This window comes from Candidatus Vondammii sp. HM_W22 (assembly GCF_022530855.2).
In the GTDB taxonomy this organism is placed as follows: Bacteria; Pseudomonadota; Gammaproteobacteria; order Chromatiales; family Chromatiaceae; genus Vondammii.
The window spans coordinates 1,028,655-1,046,156 of sequence record NZ_CP099567.1 but is presented as its reverse complement, the minus strand read 5'-3'; the positions used below and the strand labels follow the sequence as shown (position 1 = coordinate 1,046,156).

23 protein-coding genes and 6 pseudogenes are annotated in these 17,502 nt (G+C 47.1%); 8 read left to right on the top strand and 21 right to left on the bottom strand.

The annotated features are described in order from the left end of the window. Window positions 1–13 precede the first annotated feature (13 nt). The gene (gene nadA, locus MN084_RS05940; RefSeq protein ID WP_241086819.1) at window positions 14–1,090 is read left to right on the top strand and encodes a quinolinate synthase NadA; all 1,077 of its coding nucleotides are present in this window, start codon (window positions 14–16) and stop codon (window positions 1,088–1,090) included. Here nadA and MN084_RS05935 read toward each other — a convergent pair. Further along, entirely contained in the window at window positions 1,039–1,371 is a 333-nt protein-coding gene (locus tag MN084_RS05935) for a helix-turn-helix domain-containing protein (RefSeq protein ID WP_241086820.1), read from the bottom strand. The two genes, nadA and MN084_RS05935, sit on opposite strands and share 52 nt — an antisense overlap. On the opposite strand from MN084_RS05935, the gene MN084_RS05930 reads away from it, so the two are divergent. Continuing rightward, a complete protein-coding gene (locus MN084_RS05930) occupies window positions 1,357–1,707 on the top strand; it encodes a transposase (RefSeq protein ID WP_241086821.1) in 351 nt (116 codons plus the stop codon). The genes MN084_RS05935 and MN084_RS05930 overlap by 15 nt on opposite strands. 1 nt (window position 1,708) lies before the next feature. Here the strand turns inward: MN084_RS05930 and MN084_RS19345 are convergent, their stop codons facing one another. The 4 genes and pseudogenes from MN084_RS19345 to MN084_RS05915 form a co-directional block, all read right to left on the bottom strand. After that, window positions 1,709–1,846 carry a hypothetical protein gene (locus MN084_RS19345; protein WP_445083894.1) on the bottom strand — a complete coding sequence of 46 codons (138 nt, stop codon included), beginning with the start codon at window positions 1,844–1,846 and terminating at the stop codon, window positions 1,709–1,711. 32 nt (window positions 1,847–1,878) lie between these two features. Then, window positions 1,879–2,184: pseudogene (locus tag MN084_RS19340) on the bottom strand (transposase); the annotation flags it as partial. 53 nt (window positions 2,185–2,237) lie between these two features. Continuing rightward, window positions 2,238–3,367 (bottom strand): annotated as a pseudogene (locus MN084_RS05920) (IS3 family transposase). Between the two features lie 82 nt (window positions 3,368–3,449). After that, window positions 3,450–3,647: pseudogene (locus MN084_RS05915) on the bottom strand (IS256 family transposase); the annotation flags it as partial. 120 nt (window positions 3,648–3,767) lie between these two features. Here MN084_RS05915 and MN084_RS05910 point away from each other — a divergent pair. Beyond that, a pseudogene (locus MN084_RS05910) lies at window positions 3,768–4,020 on the top strand (IS3 family transposase); the annotation flags it as partial. Window positions 4,021–4,072: 52 nt separating this feature from the next. On the opposite strand, the pseudogene MN084_RS05905 reads toward MN084_RS05910, so the two are convergent. Then, window positions 4,073–4,908 (bottom strand): annotated as a pseudogene (locus MN084_RS05905) (IS3 family transposase); the annotation flags it as partial. 315 nt (window positions 4,909–5,223) lie between these two features. Here MN084_RS05905 and MN084_RS05900 point away from each other — a divergent pair. Continuing rightward, window positions 5,224–5,487, top strand: a complete 264-nt coding sequence (locus tag MN084_RS05900) for a hypothetical protein (protein ID WP_241086822.1) — start codon at window positions 5,224–5,226, stop codon at window positions 5,485–5,487. A gap of 310 nt (window positions 5,488–5,797) precedes the next feature. Here MN084_RS05900 and MN084_RS05895 read toward each other — a convergent pair. The 3 genes and pseudogenes from MN084_RS05895 to MN084_RS05885 all read right to left on the bottom strand — a co-directional run bounded on the left by MN084_RS05895 (window position 5,798) and on the right by MN084_RS05885 (window position 9,603). After that, window positions 5,798–7,084, bottom strand: a pseudogene (locus MN084_RS05895) (NAD(P)/FAD-dependent oxidoreductase). A 326-nt stretch (window positions 7,085–7,410) separates the two neighbouring features. Beyond that, the gene (locus MN084_RS05890; RefSeq protein ID WP_241086823.1) at window positions 7,411–7,971 is read right to left on the bottom strand and encodes a hemerythrin domain-containing protein; all 561 of its coding nucleotides are present in this window, start codon (window positions 7,969–7,971) and stop codon (window positions 7,411–7,413) included. Window positions 7,972–8,049: 78 nt separating this feature from the next. After that, window positions 8,050–9,603 carry a potassium channel family protein gene (locus MN084_RS05885; protein ID WP_241086824.1) on the bottom strand — a complete coding sequence of 518 codons (1,554 nt, stop codon included), beginning with the start codon at window positions 9,601–9,603 and terminating at the stop codon, window positions 8,050–8,052. 193 nt (window positions 9,604–9,796) lie between these two features. On the opposite strand from MN084_RS05885, the gene MN084_RS05880 reads away from it, so the two are divergent. Next, window positions 9,797–10,783, top strand: a complete 987-nt coding sequence (locus MN084_RS05880) for a tyrosine-type recombinase/integrase (protein WP_241086825.1) — start codon at window positions 9,797–9,799, stop codon at window positions 10,781–10,783. 50 nt (window positions 10,784–10,833) lie between these two features. On the opposite strand, the gene MN084_RS05875 is transcribed toward MN084_RS05880, so the two are convergent. The 10 genes from MN084_RS05875 to MN084_RS19335 form a co-directional block, all read right to left on the bottom strand. Further along, complete coding sequence (locus tag MN084_RS05875) at window positions 10,834–11,091, bottom strand: helix-turn-helix transcriptional regulator (RefSeq protein ID WP_241086826.1); 258 nt, start codon at window positions 11,089–11,091, stop codon at window positions 10,834–10,836. A gap of 161 nt (window positions 11,092–11,252) precedes the next feature. Further along, window positions 11,253–11,681: a hypothetical protein gene (locus MN084_RS05870; protein WP_241086827.1), complete on the bottom strand. Its 429-nt coding sequence runs from the start codon at window positions 11,679–11,681 to the stop codon at window positions 11,253–11,255. Window positions 11,682–11,721: 40 nt separating this feature from the next. Continuing rightward, the gene (locus MN084_RS05865; protein WP_241086828.1) at window positions 11,722–13,149 is read right to left on the bottom strand and encodes a toprim domain-containing protein; all 1,428 of its coding nucleotides are present in this window, start codon (window positions 13,147–13,149) and stop codon (window positions 11,722–11,724) included. A gap of 6 nt (window positions 13,150–13,155) precedes the next feature. Beyond that, window positions 13,156–13,344 (bottom strand): toprim domain-containing protein, encoded by a 189-nt coding sequence (locus tag MN084_RS05860; RefSeq protein ID WP_241086829.1) that lies wholly within the window; start codon window positions 13,342–13,344, stop codon window positions 13,156–13,158. Between the two features lie 162 nt (window positions 13,345–13,506). Next, the gene (locus tag MN084_RS05855; RefSeq protein ID WP_241086830.1) at window positions 13,507–13,752 is read right to left on the bottom strand and encodes a hypothetical protein; all 246 of its coding nucleotides are present in this window, start codon (window positions 13,750–13,752) and stop codon (window positions 13,507–13,509) included. After that, complete coding sequence (locus tag MN084_RS05850) at window positions 13,745–14,065, bottom strand: DUF3310 domain-containing protein (RefSeq protein WP_241086831.1); 321 nt, start codon at window positions 14,063–14,065, stop codon at window positions 13,745–13,747. Before MN084_RS05850 ends, MN084_RS05855 begins: the two co-directional genes overlap by 8 nt. 190 nt (window positions 14,066–14,255) lie before the next feature. Further along, window positions 14,256–14,474 carry a hypothetical protein gene (locus tag MN084_RS05845; protein WP_241086832.1) on the bottom strand — a complete coding sequence of 73 codons (219 nt, stop codon included), beginning with the start codon at window positions 14,472–14,474 and terminating at the stop codon, window positions 14,256–14,258. A gap of 120 nt (window positions 14,475–14,594) precedes the next feature. Next, window positions 14,595–14,873: a hypothetical protein gene (locus MN084_RS05840; RefSeq protein WP_241086833.1), complete on the bottom strand. Its 279-nt coding sequence runs from the start codon at window positions 14,871–14,873 to the stop codon at window positions 14,595–14,597. 111 nt (window positions 14,874–14,984) lie between these two features. Then, on the bottom strand, window positions 14,985–15,137 hold the full coding sequence (locus MN084_RS05835) for an ogr/Delta-like zinc finger family protein (RefSeq protein ID WP_330178418.1): 153 nt from the start codon (window positions 15,135–15,137) through the stop codon (window positions 14,985–14,987). Next, a complete protein-coding gene (locus tag MN084_RS19335) occupies window positions 15,138–15,359 on the bottom strand; it encodes a YdaS family helix-turn-helix protein (RefSeq protein WP_445083893.1) in 222 nt (73 codons plus the stop codon). It lies immediately after the preceding gene. Window positions 15,360–15,463: 104 nt separating this feature from the next. On the opposite strand from MN084_RS19335, the gene MN084_RS05830 reads away from it, so the two are divergent. The 3 genes from MN084_RS05830 (at window position 15,464) to MN084_RS05820 (ending at window position 16,925) form a co-directional block, all read left to right on the top strand. Continuing rightward, on the top strand, window positions 15,464–15,796 hold the full coding sequence (locus MN084_RS05830) for a helix-turn-helix domain-containing protein (protein ID WP_241086834.1): 333 nt from the start codon (window positions 15,464–15,466) through the stop codon (window positions 15,794–15,796). A 228-nt stretch (window positions 15,797–16,024) separates the two neighbouring features. Beyond that, entirely contained in the window at window positions 16,025–16,636 is a 612-nt protein-coding gene (locus MN084_RS05825; protein ID WP_330178417.1) for a S24 family peptidase, read from the top strand. 49 nt (window positions 16,637–16,685) lie between these two features. Further along, window positions 16,686–16,925, top strand: a complete 240-nt coding sequence (locus MN084_RS05820) for a hypothetical protein (protein WP_241086836.1) — start codon at window positions 16,686–16,688, stop codon at window positions 16,923–16,925. Between the two features lie 4 nt (window positions 16,926–16,929). Here MN084_RS05820 and MN084_RS05815 read toward each other — a convergent pair whose 3' ends face one another. Both MN084_RS05815 and MN084_RS05810 read right to left on the bottom strand, forming a co-directional pair. Continuing rightward, a complete protein-coding gene (locus MN084_RS05815; RefSeq protein ID WP_241086837.1) occupies window positions 16,930–17,265 on the bottom strand; it encodes a type II toxin-antitoxin system HicB family antitoxin in 336 nt (111 codons plus the stop codon). Then, the gene (locus MN084_RS05810) at window positions 17,262–17,495 is read right to left on the bottom strand and encodes a hypothetical protein (RefSeq protein WP_241086838.1); all 234 of its coding nucleotides are present in this window, start codon (window positions 17,493–17,495) and stop codon (window positions 17,262–17,264) included. Before MN084_RS05810 ends, MN084_RS05815 begins: the two co-directional genes overlap by 4 nt. Window positions 17,496–17,502 lie beyond the last annotated feature (7 nt).

The following is a 17,502-nucleotide window of genomic DNA, read 5'->3' as shown; positions in this document are numbered from 1 at the left end:
TTAGAGAACAGCAATGACTGAAAAACAGATTCCAGATGAAATCGCACTTCACCCTGTTGTCGTCCCGCCGCATCCTGAGTGGCCGGTGCTCTCCGGAGAGGAAAAAAATACACTGAAGGAGCGCATCAAACAGTTGTTGAAAGCCCGTGATGCCGTACTGGTTGCACATTATTATACCGATGGTGACCTTCAGGAGCTTGCTGAAGAGACCGGCGGCTGCGTGGCCGACTCGCTTGAAATGGCTCGTTTCGGCAACGAACAGTCCGCCGGCACCCTGGTAGTCTGCGGTGTCCGCTTCATGGGAGAGACGGCAAAAATACTCAATCCTGAGAAGCGGATTATGATGCCTGACCTGAATGCTACCTGCTCATTGGATGAAGGCTGTCCTGCCGATACATTCAGCCGCTTTTGCGATCAGCACCCGGATCACACCGTGGTGGTCTATGCAAACACCAGCGTCAAGGTAAAAGCACGTTCCGACTGGGTAGTCACCTCCGGCATTGCACTGCCCATTGTCAAGCATCTTACTGGGCAGGGGGAGAAGATTCTCTGGGCACCGGACAAACACCTCGGCCATTACGTTAAAAAAATGACGGGCGCTGAAATGCTTTTCTGGCAAGGATCCTGCGTGGTCCATGAAGAGTTCAAGTCCGTGGCCCTCGAGCGTATCCGCAGGCTTCATCCTGATGCGGCCGTACTTGTACACCCTGAATCACCAGAGGCAATTATAGATCAAGCCGATGTAGTAGGCTCAACCACCGCCTTGATCAATGCGGTTAGAGACATGAAAAACAAGGAGTTTATCATTGCCACTGATAGCGGCATATTCCACAAAATGAAGCAGCTGGCCCCGGGTAAAACCCTGATCGAAGCCCCAACTGCCGGCGCGGGCGCCACTTGCCAGAGCTGCGCCCGCTGCCCCTGGATGGGCATGAACTCGCTACACAATTTGCTGGAAGTACTGGAAAGCCAAGGCAACGAAATCCATATCGACCCGACAATCAGAGAACGGGCACTGATACCGATAGAGCGTATGCTTCAATTTGCCCGGGAGCATGGGATTGGAATGAAGAACCGGGGGAACGCCTGAAAGAGGCGTGGAAGATGCCAGATATCGTTGGCAGGACAGAGCTGTTGACCACAGGCACAGGCAGATTCCGCATGTTTACGCAGCCCCCTGGAATCAAGAATTTCAATATGACCACCTTTGACCCGCACCAGTCCCTGTTCGGAAAAACTATGCAATATACGGGAAAAAGTCTCTGTCTTGACAGAGAGACGGAAAGCTAGGTGGATTGCCCCCCGAACACTAGACCAGTGGTATGTTAGGTTTTTCTCTACCTGAGGAGGACCAGGATGAAGAAGGAACATTTTTCAGATGAGCAGATCGTGGCTGTACTGCGCGATGCAGAGGCAACAACGGCCGTGGCGGCAGCACGCAAACACGGCGTATCGGAGCAGTCGATCTACCGTTGGCGCAACAAGTATGCCGGGATGGAAGTTTCAGATGTGCGGGAGCTAAAGCGAGTCAAGGATGAGAACATGCGGTTCAAAAAGCTGCTAGCAGAACGTGACCTGGAAGCAGAGGTCATAAGGAGATACAAGCAAAAAAGTGGTGAGCCCCCGCGCAAAGCGCGCCATTGTAGATTCAATGGGTTGATGCAACACATTGAGAGTTATAGTCAAATCTGGTGTTTAGCCAGTTGAATCAAGCGGTGACCTGATCAACTCTTGCTACCTCAACACCATCTTTAAATTTGATTCCGGTTACCACCTTCGCCAGGTAATCGAAACCCCGTAATCGTCTCCACTTCTTCTCGGCACACAGGCCGAGTTTGAACATCATGTGTAGCATGCCGTCACGCGATAGGCAGCCCTTGCCCACACATACACCCAATGGCCCTTATCCAGGCGCTCCTCGCACCAGCTCCGATATTCTTCTGCCCAGACCTGCTTCAGACGCGATACCCTGCCGGCCGACAAGCCTGTTGCATCCGGAACCACCAGCACTTTCAGGGCTTCACCCATCTCTCCACTGGAAATCCCCTTCAGGTAGAGCCACGCCAGCGCCTCTTCCAGTGACTTCGTCTTGCGTACATACGGCGGCACCAAAGCTGATCGGAACGTCACCGGCTCGCCGGTCTTCGCGCGAACTTTGGGGATCTTGATCGTGACCGGCCCCAAGAAATGGACCTCACAATTTGGACAGTCGCTTAAGTGACTTTCATCCTCATTACTTACGCCGCTTCCTGCCACGTGATTTCACCAAAATACGCCTGATCTGGCGTCTTGCCAAGCCCCTGATGTTTTCGCTCAGTATTGTAGAATTTCAAATATTTACCAATGCCTGAACGTGCTTCGACAACCGAATCATAAGCTTTGAGATAAACTTCCTCATACTTGACGCTGCGCCACAGGCGTTCAACAAAAATATTATCCACCCAGCGCCCCTTACCGTCCATGCTGATTTTTATATTGGCTGCTTTCAATGTTCCAGTAAAAGCTTCACTGGTAAATTGTGCGCCCTAGTCTGTATTAAAGATTTCGGGGGCACCATAACGTTCTATCGCTTCTTCCAGTGCATCAACACAAAAGTCGCTGTCCATGGTGTTGGATATTCGACAGGACAGCACTTTGCGACTATACCAGTCCATAATGACCGTCAGGTAAACAAATCCTTTGGCCATTGGGATATACGTGATATCCGAACAGAAAACCTGGTTGGGCCGATTAATTTCCAGGACCTTCAGCAAGTAAGGATAAATTTTGTGCCCTTTACCGAGCTTACTGGTATTTTTCTTTGGATACAGTGCTGCAATACCCATCTGGCACATTAATCGCTGCACACGCTTGCGATTGATCTCATGCCCTTCTTCATACAACCAGTCACGAATTCTGCGACTGCCATAGAACGGCCGTTTCATGTCCATTTCATCAATATGCCGCATCAGTTTCAAGTCCTCTTCAGAGGCCTATGCTCTTGACTGGTAATACACAGTCCAGCGGTTCAGCGACAACAACTGACACTGGCGCGTAATCGGAAGTTCATACTGACGATCAATCATCCTTTTCCTTTCGGACCGTGAATCCTTTCCCGTCCTTGTTATAAAAAATCATTCTCCATAGTCAGTCGACCTATCTTGGCATGCAACTCTTTGATCTTTACTTCTGAATTTTCAGTGGGTTTTTGATCCCCTCCAAAAGCACGATCTGCATTTTCCAGTAACAGCTTTTTCCATTCTGTAATCTGATTGGGGTGAACATCAAATTTCTCTGATTGTTCCGCCATAGTCAGATCTCCTTTCAAGGCAGCAATAGCTACCTTGGCTTTAAAACTGGGTTTATGGTTTCTACGTTTTCTTCTCATCTTCTGCTCCTGTCTTTCAACATTGTTGCAAAAGTCACTTAAACTGTCCGTATGCCTGTCCGACTAATGGGATACACCTCTCCAATCCTGTCTGCAATTTACGAGCTGGCAGGTGACCATTACGCACCACACCCGCCTTGCCATCCTCTGTCCGTCGCTCGACGTGCTCCGCCAACAGCTCCAGCAGCTCGGCCTCCACCGCCTGGTAGATCGGCAACTCTGTCAGCGGATCGATAATCGTATCTCGAACTGCCAGCTTAACAACGTTATTCTTACTCATGGTGGCATATCTCCAATGGTTGTTTTGATGTCTCGCAACAACAAATCAACCAGATACCCCGCTTTTTTTCAATTCCTTTCAAACAACACTTTCAGTTATAACTCACCCCTTGAATCTACATGTATTACTTTTGGTATCAGTCAGACCTGTTACCGATATGAGGCTAAATGCTCTAGTGAAAACAGGCAGATTGCCGATTGGCTATTGCGACTGAGACAAACGCACAAGCGTTGGGGCTTTGGTTTGTGCTTTCTGTATCTACGCAATGTGAAAGGCTATGGCTGGAACCACAAGCGGGTGTATCGCATTTATCGGGAGGTTAGAACTTAACCTTCTGATTAAGCCCCGAAAACGGATCAAACGGGATTATCCCGGAAAATTTGAAGGGTAACCCCCCCATTTTCAGCTGCGCACAAAAGTAGGGCTTATGCGGCTTGCGCCAACTTCTGATACGGGGTTATTCCTCCAATGGCCATGTTTGGCGGCTCTGTATTGTAGCGCCACAACCATTGAGTGGCGGTGTGCTGGGCATACTCGATCGACTCAAAGAGATGCTGGTTCAGCCATTCATGTCGAACTGTTCTGTTAAAAAGCTCCACGTACGCGTTCTGTTGCGGATTGCCGGGCTGGATATAGTGTAACTTAATCCATTATTTCTCTGCCCACTCCATCAGTTGACCACTGATTAGTTCGGGGCCATTGTCGCAGCGAATGGAATTTGGCTTGCCTCGCCACTCGACGATCTGTTCCAGTGCACGAATGACACGCACTGCCGGTAACGAGAAGTCCACCTCAATACCCAGCCCCTCACGATTGTAGTCGTCGATGACATTGAACGTCCTGAAGCTACGGCCATCGGCCAGGCTGTCATGCATAAAACCCATCGACCACATGATGTTAATTTGACGAGGTACAGCTAGCGCATCCGGCACGTCGCGCTTCAATCGACGTTTGGGCTTGATCCGCAAGTTCAGCTCAAACTCCCTGTATATGCGGTATACACGTTTATGATTGTAGGGGGTAACCCTTCACATTGCGCAGGTACAAATAGCACAACCCGAAACCCCAGGTTCGATTGGTCATCGTCAATCGGAGTAACCAATCTGCAACCAGTGCGTTGTCGCTCGAATGCTTGGCCTGATAGCGATAGCAGGTCTCGCTGATACAGAAATGCACGATAAGCCAGACGTACCGACACGCCATCCTGCGTAGCTGTGATCTTGGCCATCTCCTTGCGACGAGATGGCCTTACCACTTTTTGCCAGGGCCTTGAATCTTGATGTCTTCATGCAGAATCTCCTGCATTCATATTACGAGAAAATTCTACTTTTGGCGTCAGCTACTTCCCGGGGGGTTACCATTCTCCTGTTTTAGGCGAGCAACTTCTTTAACCTACATGCCCTCTAAGTGACTCAATTACACCGCTTTCGCTTTAAACTCCTCCGTGTATTTCCATGTCTTCCTCGGTTGATTGTATCTTGGCATCGAACACCTTCTTGTTAGAGTTTGGTATCCGTTTTATCGGGGGGATGTTCACTCGCTCCATAGACACCGTCATCTTACCAAACTGAGTCTGTTGAATGAAGCCAGGAAGTTCAGTGAGCAGATCATCGACGCCATCCATCCCAGGACGGTATTGAAAAAGAAACCTCGAACCTATCGTGAAAAGGCGCATAAAGCTTACCTCGCTATAGTGAAGCAGGGGCGGCCTGCCGAAAAGGTACGGCGTCGGGAGATCAAGCAACAGTTGCAGTACTTTTGTCGGAACCTGAACCACATCGAGCGATGGGGGGAATACTGGCCAGAAGGAACACTCTTGCCCCGTTGGTTGCTACATTGATATTTGAAGGCACAGCGACATAAAGCGTACCTCCGCGCATTCCGGTTGGAGGCAAGTTCGGCCAGGGAAAGAACGGCTATCGATTAAGCGACATCCGGGCGAGGCGTGCCGACACCTCTACTGCCTGGATCAGGCAGTATCTTCCTGGTGATAAACCTGCTGATCCTGTTAAGAATCTTTTTTGCACTTTGTAAGAAGCGCGCTACAGTCGTTCTATTGTCGTTATTGCGAATTGAAAAGGTGCCGTTCTGTCATCAACCGGCGCATACGGTTGTCAGAAGTATTTTATGTCAAGCAGTGGCAGTCTAACTTACTGATCAGACTCTAATTTAAGCTTGGCAATACCCAGCATTTTGAGAATATATTTCTCATAGATCGGCTCAGAGGTACCTTTCTTCAATCTTGCGAATAAAGTACTTCTCAAACGCGATCTTTGCCATATGCACCCATTTACCCTTCTTGAACCAAGCCACATTACGTGGTGGCATCTGCGGCAGTGCCACAAAGCTGCACCCGTGTCGCCCATATCCGCTAAGCAGATAGCATTCCAGGTGGCATTGGTAGAGAGTTGGCGACCGGAAAGTTCATCATCAATGTTGTGAACAATGGCGGCTACCATGGACTCGATCATATAACCCGTCTTGGGTGCACCGGTAGGTACGGCTGTAGCCTCAACAGGAGGAATAGCGATACAGACACCCGCTGAATAGATATTCGGGTGCGTCGGGTTACGCTGATGGCTATCCACAAACACGAAACCACGTGGGTTACAGAGTCCTTCTACACTGGCCACAGCATCCACGCCCTTGAAAGCTGGCAGCATCATGGAGTATTTAAAATCCAGTTCATGCTCTTTAATCATGTGGCCACTGTCGTCGTACTGCTCGATGAACATCTTACCAGCTTCAACCTTGGTCACCTTGGCATTGGTAATCCAGTTGATGTGGTGGGAACGCATGTCGGATTCGAGGAAACCTTTGGAATCGCCAACACCGCCCAGACCGAGATGACCGATATAAGGCTCGGACGTAACGTAAGTCATGGGTATCTGGTCGCGCACTTTTCGCTTGCGCAGATCGAAATCCATAATGAATGAGAACTCGTAGGCCGGTCCGAAACAGCTGGCAAAAGGCATGGCGCCGATAATCACATGGCCAGGATCATCCAACAGATCTTTATAGGCATCATACGCTGACAGTACATGATCCACTGTGCAGATTGACTGAGTGTGCCCACCGCCGGGACCCGCACCCTCAACCTCTTCAAAGGCGAGGCGTGGACCGGTAGCTATAATCAGGTAATTATACTTGACCTCTTCGTCGCCATCGAGTGTCAGGGTATTATTATCCGCATCGATCTTATCGCACCGCTTGGCAATAAAACTGATGCCTTTACGCTCAACGTGAGGTCGGATATCAAAAGTGACACTGGAGCGATCACGCCAACCGACAGCTACCCAGGGATTAGACAGGGTGAACTGAAACTCCGGCTTCTCGTTGATCAAAGTAACTTCATGTTCTTTGCCGAGCATCTCGCGAAGCTCATAGGCACAAGGCATGCCACCTGTACCCGCACCCAGTACTACAATATGAGCCATTCTGCTTTTCCCCCATCGGAACGCTTGTTATTTGAATGTTTAATGACGCCTGATCCCGGTCAGGTACTTCGTTACAAACTGCCCACAAACCCGACCATCAGAATATGCGGCTCAACAACCCTGGCGTTTTAACTAAAAAAGATAAAGTTGATTAAGTATATAATTATTTACGAAAACTCTTTGTCGCCATCCACAAGTCGATAATCAGCAATACACTTTACAATCTGGTTGGGAGGGATCACGCCTCTCGTCTCCATATTCCGAATAAGAACCGTATGACTTGGAATATCATGTTCAGTATCCTCAACTGTCGGATTGGCAGAACACTAATCAACCGCTAGATCTTCTGATTGGGATAAGTATTCGACCAGGGTCTGAAATCGTATTGTATCCGGCGTATCAAACACTGGATCATCATGGCTTAGCATACTTGCAATAACCTGATTCCACTCATATTCGTTCAATGCAGCATCTATAATCGGGAAAACCTCCTGCTCTTCCAGGCTGATATGCTGACGCTGTAGCGCCACATACTCACGCCCCTGAACCTCCAGTTCATTTCTCGGCATGACGCCTCCCTGCAGGATATTTTCCAACGAGTGCCGGAATTTTCTGGTTAACAGAATCAGGCTCTTGTGCTGTGATTGCATACGCTCCAGAAGTTCGCGCTTCTCCCCCACCTCATTTATTGCCTTATCAAAAATTAGATTTTCCAGTGGATGATGTACTTGATCGGCATAGGTTTCGAGATACTCCAGAAGCTCGATCTTCAGATCAAAATTGGATTCACGACCAGCAAAAAAACGATCCAGCTGCACCGTCAGCAGCGCCAGTATTTTTTCAAGATTTCCGTGATCTTTCTTCAGCTTCTCAAGCAAACTATGCATAGGGGTTCTCCATCAAATTTTTGAAATATGATTAGACGCCTCGCTGGCGCAAACCATCAATCTATCTTCTCCCTGCCTTTATGTCTGTTGAAACAGCTTCCATATCCATCCCTGTAGCTGCGCCCGGCCTGTGAGGATGTAACTCAAAGCATGTTCATTTTGCAGGCCCCACTCCATACGACGGCTGGCAGAGTACTGGCCACAGCACAACAACCGGTCTCCCTGTTTTATATGAAGACCATCCTTGGGAAGCATTGTGATACTATTGCCACGCTTGAGTAACAGCAGTATACAGGGCAGGCATCGTTCACGCGGGTCGGTAGTCACCTCCTGTAATGTCGCCGGCTGTCCTCGGTCAATTGAGCTGCACACGGCCAGGGCATGTTCAGGAATAAACTCAACCTCCCAAATCTCCGGCACTCGGGTATTGACCAGAGCGCTGATTCGGCTGATCAACTCGCAAGCCCAACTGTCACTCTCGTGCAACGCAAGGCTCATAAACTCATAGAGTAACGGTGTCGCCAGCAAAACTAGAACCTTGTTGGCAATAATCGCACTTGGATGCATTGTCATGTCAGCGTTGACTGCCTCGATAATGCGATGGTTATCCTGCTGATTTTGCCGCAACACTACGAAAAGATCGGAGCACAGCTCTCTGGCGGTCATGATGATAGAGAGATTATTGGCGTCATCATCAGTCCCTGCAACCAGCCCTACAGCCTGACCAATGCCAGCCTCTTCCAGGGTGACGGCCTCGGTTCCTCTGCCAGTGATACAATCTTCCGGCGCACCGGCCTGTTCCGGCAGCGCTTCCACTACCACAGGCGTCAGCCCTTCAATTTTCAGGCGTCGATAGACCGCCTTGCCAAAACGGCCATAGCCACAGATGATCCAGTGGCCCTCCTTGGGTGGGCAGACAGGTTCACGGAGCTCCTGATGCCGCACACCGGTAAGCCAATCGTAGAGCAGATTAAGACTTGGTGCCTGCAGCGCAATAGCCAAATGATTGGCAAAGGTATCGAAGGGATCAATAATGTAGTCCGTGCCAAACGAGGCCATGTTGACCTCGATATCGTGAGAATCTGCCCGGCAGATCACCTTGATATCCGGATGCGGCAATTTGCTGGTGATGGCCACTTTCAGATTGACATCATTCTCATTGGTCAATGCCACAACACCCGCACAGAGGGGGTGTTCCAAACCCGCTTCCAACAAGTGAATCGGGCGTGATGCATCGGCGTGCAATGCCGGCACATACTGACGCAGATTCTCCAGTTGCAGGACACTGACCCGGTGCGTGTCTATATCGATAACAACCACATGCTGGTCACGGTCCGTGAGGGCCTGAACCAAAGCACTGCCGGTCTCGCCATAGCCACAGATCAGGTAAAAAGGTTCTCGCAATCGCCGGATGCGCCGGGCAAACAAGCTTTCCGTCATCGCCTGTTGAAAGGTTTTATCCTGTACCAGCGTCAATATATTGCTCAGGGCATAGATCCATGCCACTGCAGTCGCGTAGAGGGAAAAGGTGACCCACATACGCTGAGCATCGGTAAATTCATAGGGTATCTCGCCGAAACCGATGGTGGTCGCCATGAAACTGACAAAATAGAAAGCGTGAAAGAAACCCATGTCATGTGGATTGCCAGCCGGGTCCTGCCCCGGGCACCATTTAAACTTTTAACATATCTTGCTATACCCAATAAATATATTATATTTCAGCGTATTGTAAGCTTATTGAGTGTGATGATTTCTTGCTTATATTGCCATTTATTGCCGTATTCGATTAAAATGTACGACAAATTTACGGCAGAATTACGACAAAATGGCATCTATTCGGAAGCGCGGGAAAAAGTGGCTAGCTGAAGTTCGTCTCAAATCAGGCTATACAGCCAAAAGCTTTGATAGCAAGTTAGAAGCTCAGGCATGGGCTGTTAGCCAGGAACAAGAGATGGGCAGAAATGCTGGATTGGTCAGGGGTAAAACCTTGGCGGATGCTTTTTTGCGCTATGCTGGAGAGGTCTCCCCCACTAAAACTAAAAAAGGTCAGCGCTGGGAGCTGATTAGGCTAAACAAGCTTTGTCGTGCTGATTTCGCTTCTGTGCTTCTTACCGACTTGCGCACCGAGGATATTAACCAGTGGAAGGATAGTGAGTTAAAGCGCATTAAATCGTCCTCTGTTAATCGTGAGTTAAATTTAATTGCATCGGTGATTGAGATTGCTCGGAAGCAGTGGAAATGGATTGAAAACAACCCTGTCAGGGATGTTGACCGTCCAAAGAATCCCAGCCCTCGTGATCGACGAATATCAGAATTGGAAATAGAACGCATTCTTGATGCTTTGGGGTACACTGATACTGACAAGGTAGTGACTCAGCGACAAGAAATTGCGGTTGCCTTTTTATTCGCGCTGGAAACAGCTATGCGTCAGGGTGAGATATGGGGTTTAGATTGGTGTAATGTTGATCTTAAAAATCGGTTTGTTACCTTGCCAGAAACAAAAAATGGCAGTAAGCGTGATGTGCCACTCTCTTTGCGGGCTGTCAGTCTATTGGAAAAATTACCACCAAAGTCTAAAGGGCGTGTCTTTCAATACAATCAACAATCATCTGGTACTATATTTCGTCGCGCATTAAAGCTTGCCGAGGTTGATAGTTTAACATTTCATGATACACGCCATGAAGCACTTACCCGTTTGGCAAGGAAGTTAGATGTATTGGACTTAGCCCGTATGGTAGGGCATAGAGATCCTCGCTCTTTAATGATTTACTACAACGCGACTGCGAGTGAAATTGCACAGAGGCTGGATTGATTGTACGAACTGGTTAATGAATCAGTCTGCTTTTGGCCTAAAAGAGAACTTCACACACAAGGCTCTCGATATCGCATAACCCATTGCTTAACTTCTTTCGCTAACCAGCGCCTACCGCCCATGCCTGTTTCTGATGTGGGCATGCGCAGCGCACGTGGGAAGTTTTGTTTACAGATAATCCGACTCTGCACAGTCGATTTTGAGAGTTTCATATAGCGTGCAATATCATCGGCATCCCACAATGCATCATTGTTGCGGCCTTGATATCGCAGCTCTTCAAGTATTTCTTGCGCGATATGTTTAATCACTGTGATGCCTCCTTAACAAAAAGCCAGCATTTGACTGTCTTGGGTTGAGCGTAGCTGTCGCCTCTGGTTTCGAGAGCAGAATTAACGGGTTTGATTGAGTAAAATTTTCGATTTTTTGAGCTTTTTAAATACTTTTTAAGGTCTGCCAGTAGTGGCATTTGTTATTTGTTCTCTGAGGCTACGCGCACGAAATTATTAAGGTTGATAGCAATAAGCTCATCGTTACGAGAATGGTTGAGTACGGGGTCTTTATCGTCATTATTGAGGTACTCATAGATTTCCCAAAACTGCTGTACCACGGGGTGATCGGCTCCGATGGCTTGCTGGCGTTCAATGGCCAGTTGTTGAATGCAGGTATGAATGGCTTTGTGCTGTTCGAGGTGCAACTTGAGTAATTCGCTGAGTGCGTCAGCTAAGGCCATAATCTGTGCGTGGTTTTTGGCGATACGCACGGACTTGATGTCTGGTAGAGATAATAATCGTTGTTCGTAAACGGGCGTATTATTTTTAATGGTTTCCATCACTCGTGCTTCATTGGTTACTGCTTGTCGCAGAAAAAAACTTAAATGTTTAACAGCAATGATGTTCATCTGGTCGGTTGCGGCTTTGCTTTGTGATGAGTGATTAGATTTATCTAAAGTAGAGATGAACGATACGTTGCAGAATAGCTTCTGAAGCACTGACCTCGGCATTTTTGGTGATGACAATGGCACCGCGAAAAGGGGGTTCGTAAGTTTCGTTGCCGCTATTTTTCATACCGCGTGCACGGCTGGCTCTGCCATTATAGGCGGTTTTTAATTCATCCCAATCGAATTTACGGGATTTTGCCGTGTCTCCTTCTCGGTCTGCTTCAATGAGCACCACAGGTAAGTTACTAACTTGTGAAAACTTGCGAGATACGGCTGCCGCAGTAGCCTTGCTGGGGTCAAACCCTTCTTCGTCGGCCTTGCCTAATAATTCCCACATAAACTCAACGAGTGTCGTCTTGCCGCCACCAGGCTCACCGACAATTTCGAGGAAAGGAAAGCTTTTGTGTAGGGTTCTAATTTGTTCGGAAAATAATGAACCTAACCAGAAACTCATAGCGACCAGTCCCTTGGCACCAAAGCCTTGATAAACTAGTTGGGGCCAATCTTCTCTATAATCGGAACTGTCGCCGATTTGTAACTGAAAACCTTGGTTGAGACTTTTAATCGCCAGTTTTCCGATTTCAAAAAAGTCTTCATCATTAATGGCGTAAGCTTTACCGTCACTGACGGCTAAATCATTAAAGACATACGCTTTGTGCTCTTTGCTATAACCAATAAAATCGACGGTATCGACTACCTTGATGTTGTGGATGTGATGCTTTACAAGCCAGTCCAGTTGTTTGGATGTGCCGGTAAACAAACCACCAGGCGCAATGGATAGCAGGCGTTTTTTAAACTCCGCAGCGGCGGCAACCTGTCCACCGGTAAAGATGTTTTTGATGGCTTTGCCATTGTGTGGGAATTCAACCCTGCAGTAATACCAACTCTCGTCAGTCAGTTTGTTTGATTGAAAATAAAGAAAGGTTGGCTGGCAGTTGGTTATTTCGCTTAATGCGCCAGATTGCTCGGCTGCCTTGCGGCGTTTTTGCTCTTCAGTTTCACCGTTATCCTCGCGCTCTATATTTTCAATGGCTTTATTGAACTTATCAATATTCAACTCAAACCAATACATGCGATGATTGAAATCAAAGAAAAAGCCATTCAGATTTTTTTTATTCCAGATAAGAAACGCTTTATCCAAGGCACTTTTGGCAATGAGCAGGCTGCCATGGTAGAGATATTCTTCTTGGTGTTTCTGGCTTAGGCGGTGGTTGGTATGACAGTCGTTCCAGTCGTTTTTCTGGCTGCTTTGTTGCGGTATTTGTGCTGCTGTAACATCCAATCCATCAACACGCCCTCGCTTAATCCATTTTCTTATATTGCGTCTACCAGCAGGGTCATTATCCAACCCACAGACCCAAGTGATGCTTTTGTTTTGATACTGTACAAGCTGTTTCTCTGGATAGTTCACGCAAGACAGTGTTGCCACCGCTTTTTACCCGTTGAGGTGTAGCGCAATGGCATCCAGGCAGCCTTCTACCAACCAGATAGTATCTCCCTTGTTGATCTGCATGCCTGGTGGTTGCCACCAGTTTCCATAGTGGGAGCCATTAAAATGTGCTTTTCTTGCTTTTTGTTCGCTAGAGTCTTCGGTAATCAGCACCTCTTCGACAAGCCTCTCCATGTAAATATCATGGGCGGGATCAATATCAAAGCGAACCGTGGCCGTGCCTTTGTTGGCTTTTGGGTGCCAAAATTTACCTTGTCGATACCAGCCCTTAATACGGGCAAGATCAAAGCCTCTGGCATATTTTAGATAAGCATCAGCCGTAGCGTTTAGGCTTTCCTATGTAGCGATGAAACGCTGATTGAAATTGGCAAAGGCATCAGGATAAAGCTCTTTAGTATGCCCCTCAAAACCACATTTTTTTTCACGTCCACAACGTATCACCCAGGGTTGCTCTGTGCGGGTAAATAGCTCTTTTTTGTTGCAGGATGGACAAATTTCTTGCTGCAGCCATTCACCACGCTCTTTCATTTCGTAGTCATTACTTAGGCGTTTTACTATGTCTTGCTGAATGTCATTAAGCATTAATAGCTCCTTGACACGCTGGACATACGCCTTTGTCTGTACTGCTATCCCATTTGCCGCATAGCTCGCAATACGGGGCTGTTTTCTGCCCGTCCTCAAGACGCTGGCGGCGCTCTATTTCACGCTCAATGTACCAGCAGGCTTTGCGCAAATTTTCTAAAGCATCCCCTTTATCATCACAGCGCCAGATATACTTAACCGCATTACTCAGGCAGAAATTTATATGCTCGATCACCTGAATACACTCAATGCCACTAGGGTGGTTGGTGTAGTGACGTGGATGGTTAACCCTGTCGTTGTTCTTTATGCTCATGGATGACCTGTGCTTTTAGTTTTTCTAAATTATGTTGATGCTGCGATGCCCAGTGCGTGATCAAGCCACGTCTTTTTTCATGTGGGTGATTCAATATCAATCGAGATAAACAGCGCAGGAATTTCATGTTATAAACGCCTCCGTTCCGGTTTTTATCCGATTGGCAATGCTGACATTCAGGCATAGAGCGTTATGGCCAGAATGGTCTGGCTACCCACTCCATAATCAGCTCTCTTCCATCGGTATCCAGAGACGACACAGCATCGGCCAAATCAAAGCCGTAGGTCTTGTTGTTGTGGAACCAAATTGATGCAAAAAATTTAGCCCTCTGCACCTCACCGGAACTCATTACGCCTAACGCATTCTCAAAGTCTTGTAGGTTTAAAGATTGGTTTTTCTTATCCCACAATATCTCTATGCGAGGTTGGCGACTAAGCATTTCAAAAATCGTTGCTGGCTCATTTGTGTGTCTCCCATTACCAAGTGCTAGGCCGCTTCTGGCTCGTTTTCTAAGGCATTAACCAAGTCCTTAATGCTGAATGCTGAATGCTCGTAGTTGACCTTTAATGCGGACAAACACGCAGCTTGAGGTGGAGTTATCAATATCGACGTAGGCATCAACGCCATTGGCTTCGATATTGGCAACGGCTCGCGCCGCAAATAAACCGGCTGTGTGTTGAGCGCAGGCGTACTGATTGGCTAAATGCACGGTTGTTTGACGTAACAGTGCATCCCGATCAATATCATCAAGATGAGGGTGGCTGAGTACAAAACGTTCGGCTGGTTCAAGTAAGTTCATATCGTTCATGGCTATCTCCTATTGATTAACCTAAAGCTTTGGATAAGGCGGATTTATTGATGTGTGCTGACAAGGGTAAATTAACGCTAGGGTCTGGTATGGCTGATGGACTGAACGTTCTCACTGGCGAAACACAGGCGAAACACAGGCGACAAACACATGGCCACATTCACTGTTGTTGCAAACAAAGGTGACCTCTCGATACAAACTGGAGATTTGCTCTGTCTTGCGTGTCGTACACAGATCATTGCAGTGAGGGCAGCGTGTTCTCATTTATATAGCCCCCACTGACGGTTGATCAGGGGTGGGAAATATATCGGGGCGTAACTCGTAAGCAGTGACTAAATCATTCGTGGAATCTTCAATTGCTTTGCAATGCTTGGTAGGAACCCCTTCTCGAACCCACCGACTGATTACAGGCAATGATTTAACGCTAGTAGCTCGTGCTATGTATTCTCTGCCGTATACAGAAATCACCCTTTTTAGAGGTGTCATGCTGCTTATCTCCAAGTGCTTACGTTTATTGCAGACAATATTAGAACCGAAAGTTACCATTGCAAAGCACTGAAAGTAACCTTATTTTATGGAGAATAGAGCCTATGGGTATAAAAAATGAAAAAACTGCTTTTTCAAACCGTCTGAACGCTGTTTTTGACTGGAATGGATTTGCTGAAAAAAATCAGGGTAGGCAGACCAAGCTGGCGGCCATGTTCAAAACCTCGCAGCAAGGAGCAAGGAAATGGCTGGAAGATGAGGCTATTCCGCGCCTGGAGAATATTAGGTTAATTGCACAAGAGTTTGATGTGCATATGGAGTGGCTACATTACGGGAATGGTCCTATTAGCAATTATCACTATGAGGTAGGCCAGCGTATTCATAAAGCCAGAGAGGTAAAAAGTTGGACAGAAGGCGACTTGGCATCTGCATTGTGAGAGGCTACTGATAACACCAATACTGTAAAAGCGGCAGGAATAAAAGCGATTGAGAGTGGTAGACGTATGGATATTTCACCAGTTTTGGATGTATATGCAGATGTACTTTGGGTATCTTAAATCTGGTTAGAGAAAGGCGAAGACGATGGCTCATACCAATTATCTAACATGGCCTTGGCAAGTAGTAGTAAGCATGTAGTCATTCCTCAGCTTGCAGCAACTGGATCCATGGGTAAAGGCATACCTGCTGATTTGGAGCACGATACCGTTGTGTCTCAAGTTTCAGTTAATACGCTCTGGATTAGAGAAAACCTGTCTACAATCTCTTCACCCAGTAATTTATCCATGATTACCGGACATGGTGACTCCATGGAAGGCACTTTTAATCACGGTGATGTCCTTTTTGTTGATACAGGGATTGATGAAATAAAAATGGATGCTGTTTATGTGTTAAATTTGAATGATGAGCTTTATATTAAACGGCTGCAACGCAAGCCTGATGGTTCAATGTTAATGATTTATGATAATGCCAAATACCAGCCTTATGTCATTCAAAATGGTGAAAAAGACAAGGTTCAAATTTTAGGGCGCATTGTTGGTATATGGAATTTTAGGAGGGTGTTAAGTATGTCTGATGATATAAAGGTTTTTATATACCAAAATGCGCGTGGCAATATTACGGCCAGAAGTGTCAACAATGTATCTGAATCAGACGATTATATCCAAGGTATTTGTACTCAAGCCAATGCCCTGCGAACATTCCGTAAAGATAGAATTTTAGAAGACTTTGCAGCAGATCGCAGTGATACTGTTATTCAAGAAAAACTCGTTTACTATTAGAAAAATTCATCTAAAGTCGCCGCTAGTAAACCTATGCAACCTTCGCGTGATGCGATTGAAGTTTGTTTTACTGGGTTTAAAAAAAGACAACAAGCAACGGCTCATAACTATGGCGGTTGAAGCAGGTATGCAGATAAGGGCTGGAGTTACTCAGAACCTCGATTTTTTGTGTGGTGGTTACAATGCGGGGCCAGCAAAATTAGAAAAAAGCAGGCATCAAGGTACTACAGTACTGACTGAAAGCCAGTTTTGTTCCTTAATTGAAACAGGTGAAATACCTGACCAATAATCTATTAATGCCTAACCAAGCCCTGCGCCAACAAAGTAGTTGCCAATTGATTTAAGCTTACCCCTTCGGTTTCAGCACGTTTGGCCAGTTGCCGATGCAAACTTTTGGGAATGCGTTGAACAAACTGGCCGCTGTAGGTTTTGGGTACAGGCAGTTCTCCTTTGTCTTCCTGCTCCGCCATAACCCACGCATCAAAAGCATCATGCGCCTCGGCAATCGCGTCATCGATGGTATTACCATCAGCGATGCAGCCAGGAAAATCAGGAATAGAAACCATGTAGCCACCGCCTTCATCGGCAGGGATAGGGGATACATTGATGGGATAATCTTCAAAGTTCATTGTGTCACCTCGATCAGTTCAACCAAGCGCTTGATATACAAAGGCTTGATGGGTTTATGCATGGGTACCGTGAGATGCTGACCATTGGCATTAGTGACGACAGCGTGACTGGTACTTCGCTGACGCAAAGTGAGATTAAACGCTTTGCATAGCGTTTTTACATTATCTAGTGTCCAATCGGCTTTTGGATTGGACTTCATTTGCTGTAGTAGCTTCTCGGCTTTGCTCATGCTTTAA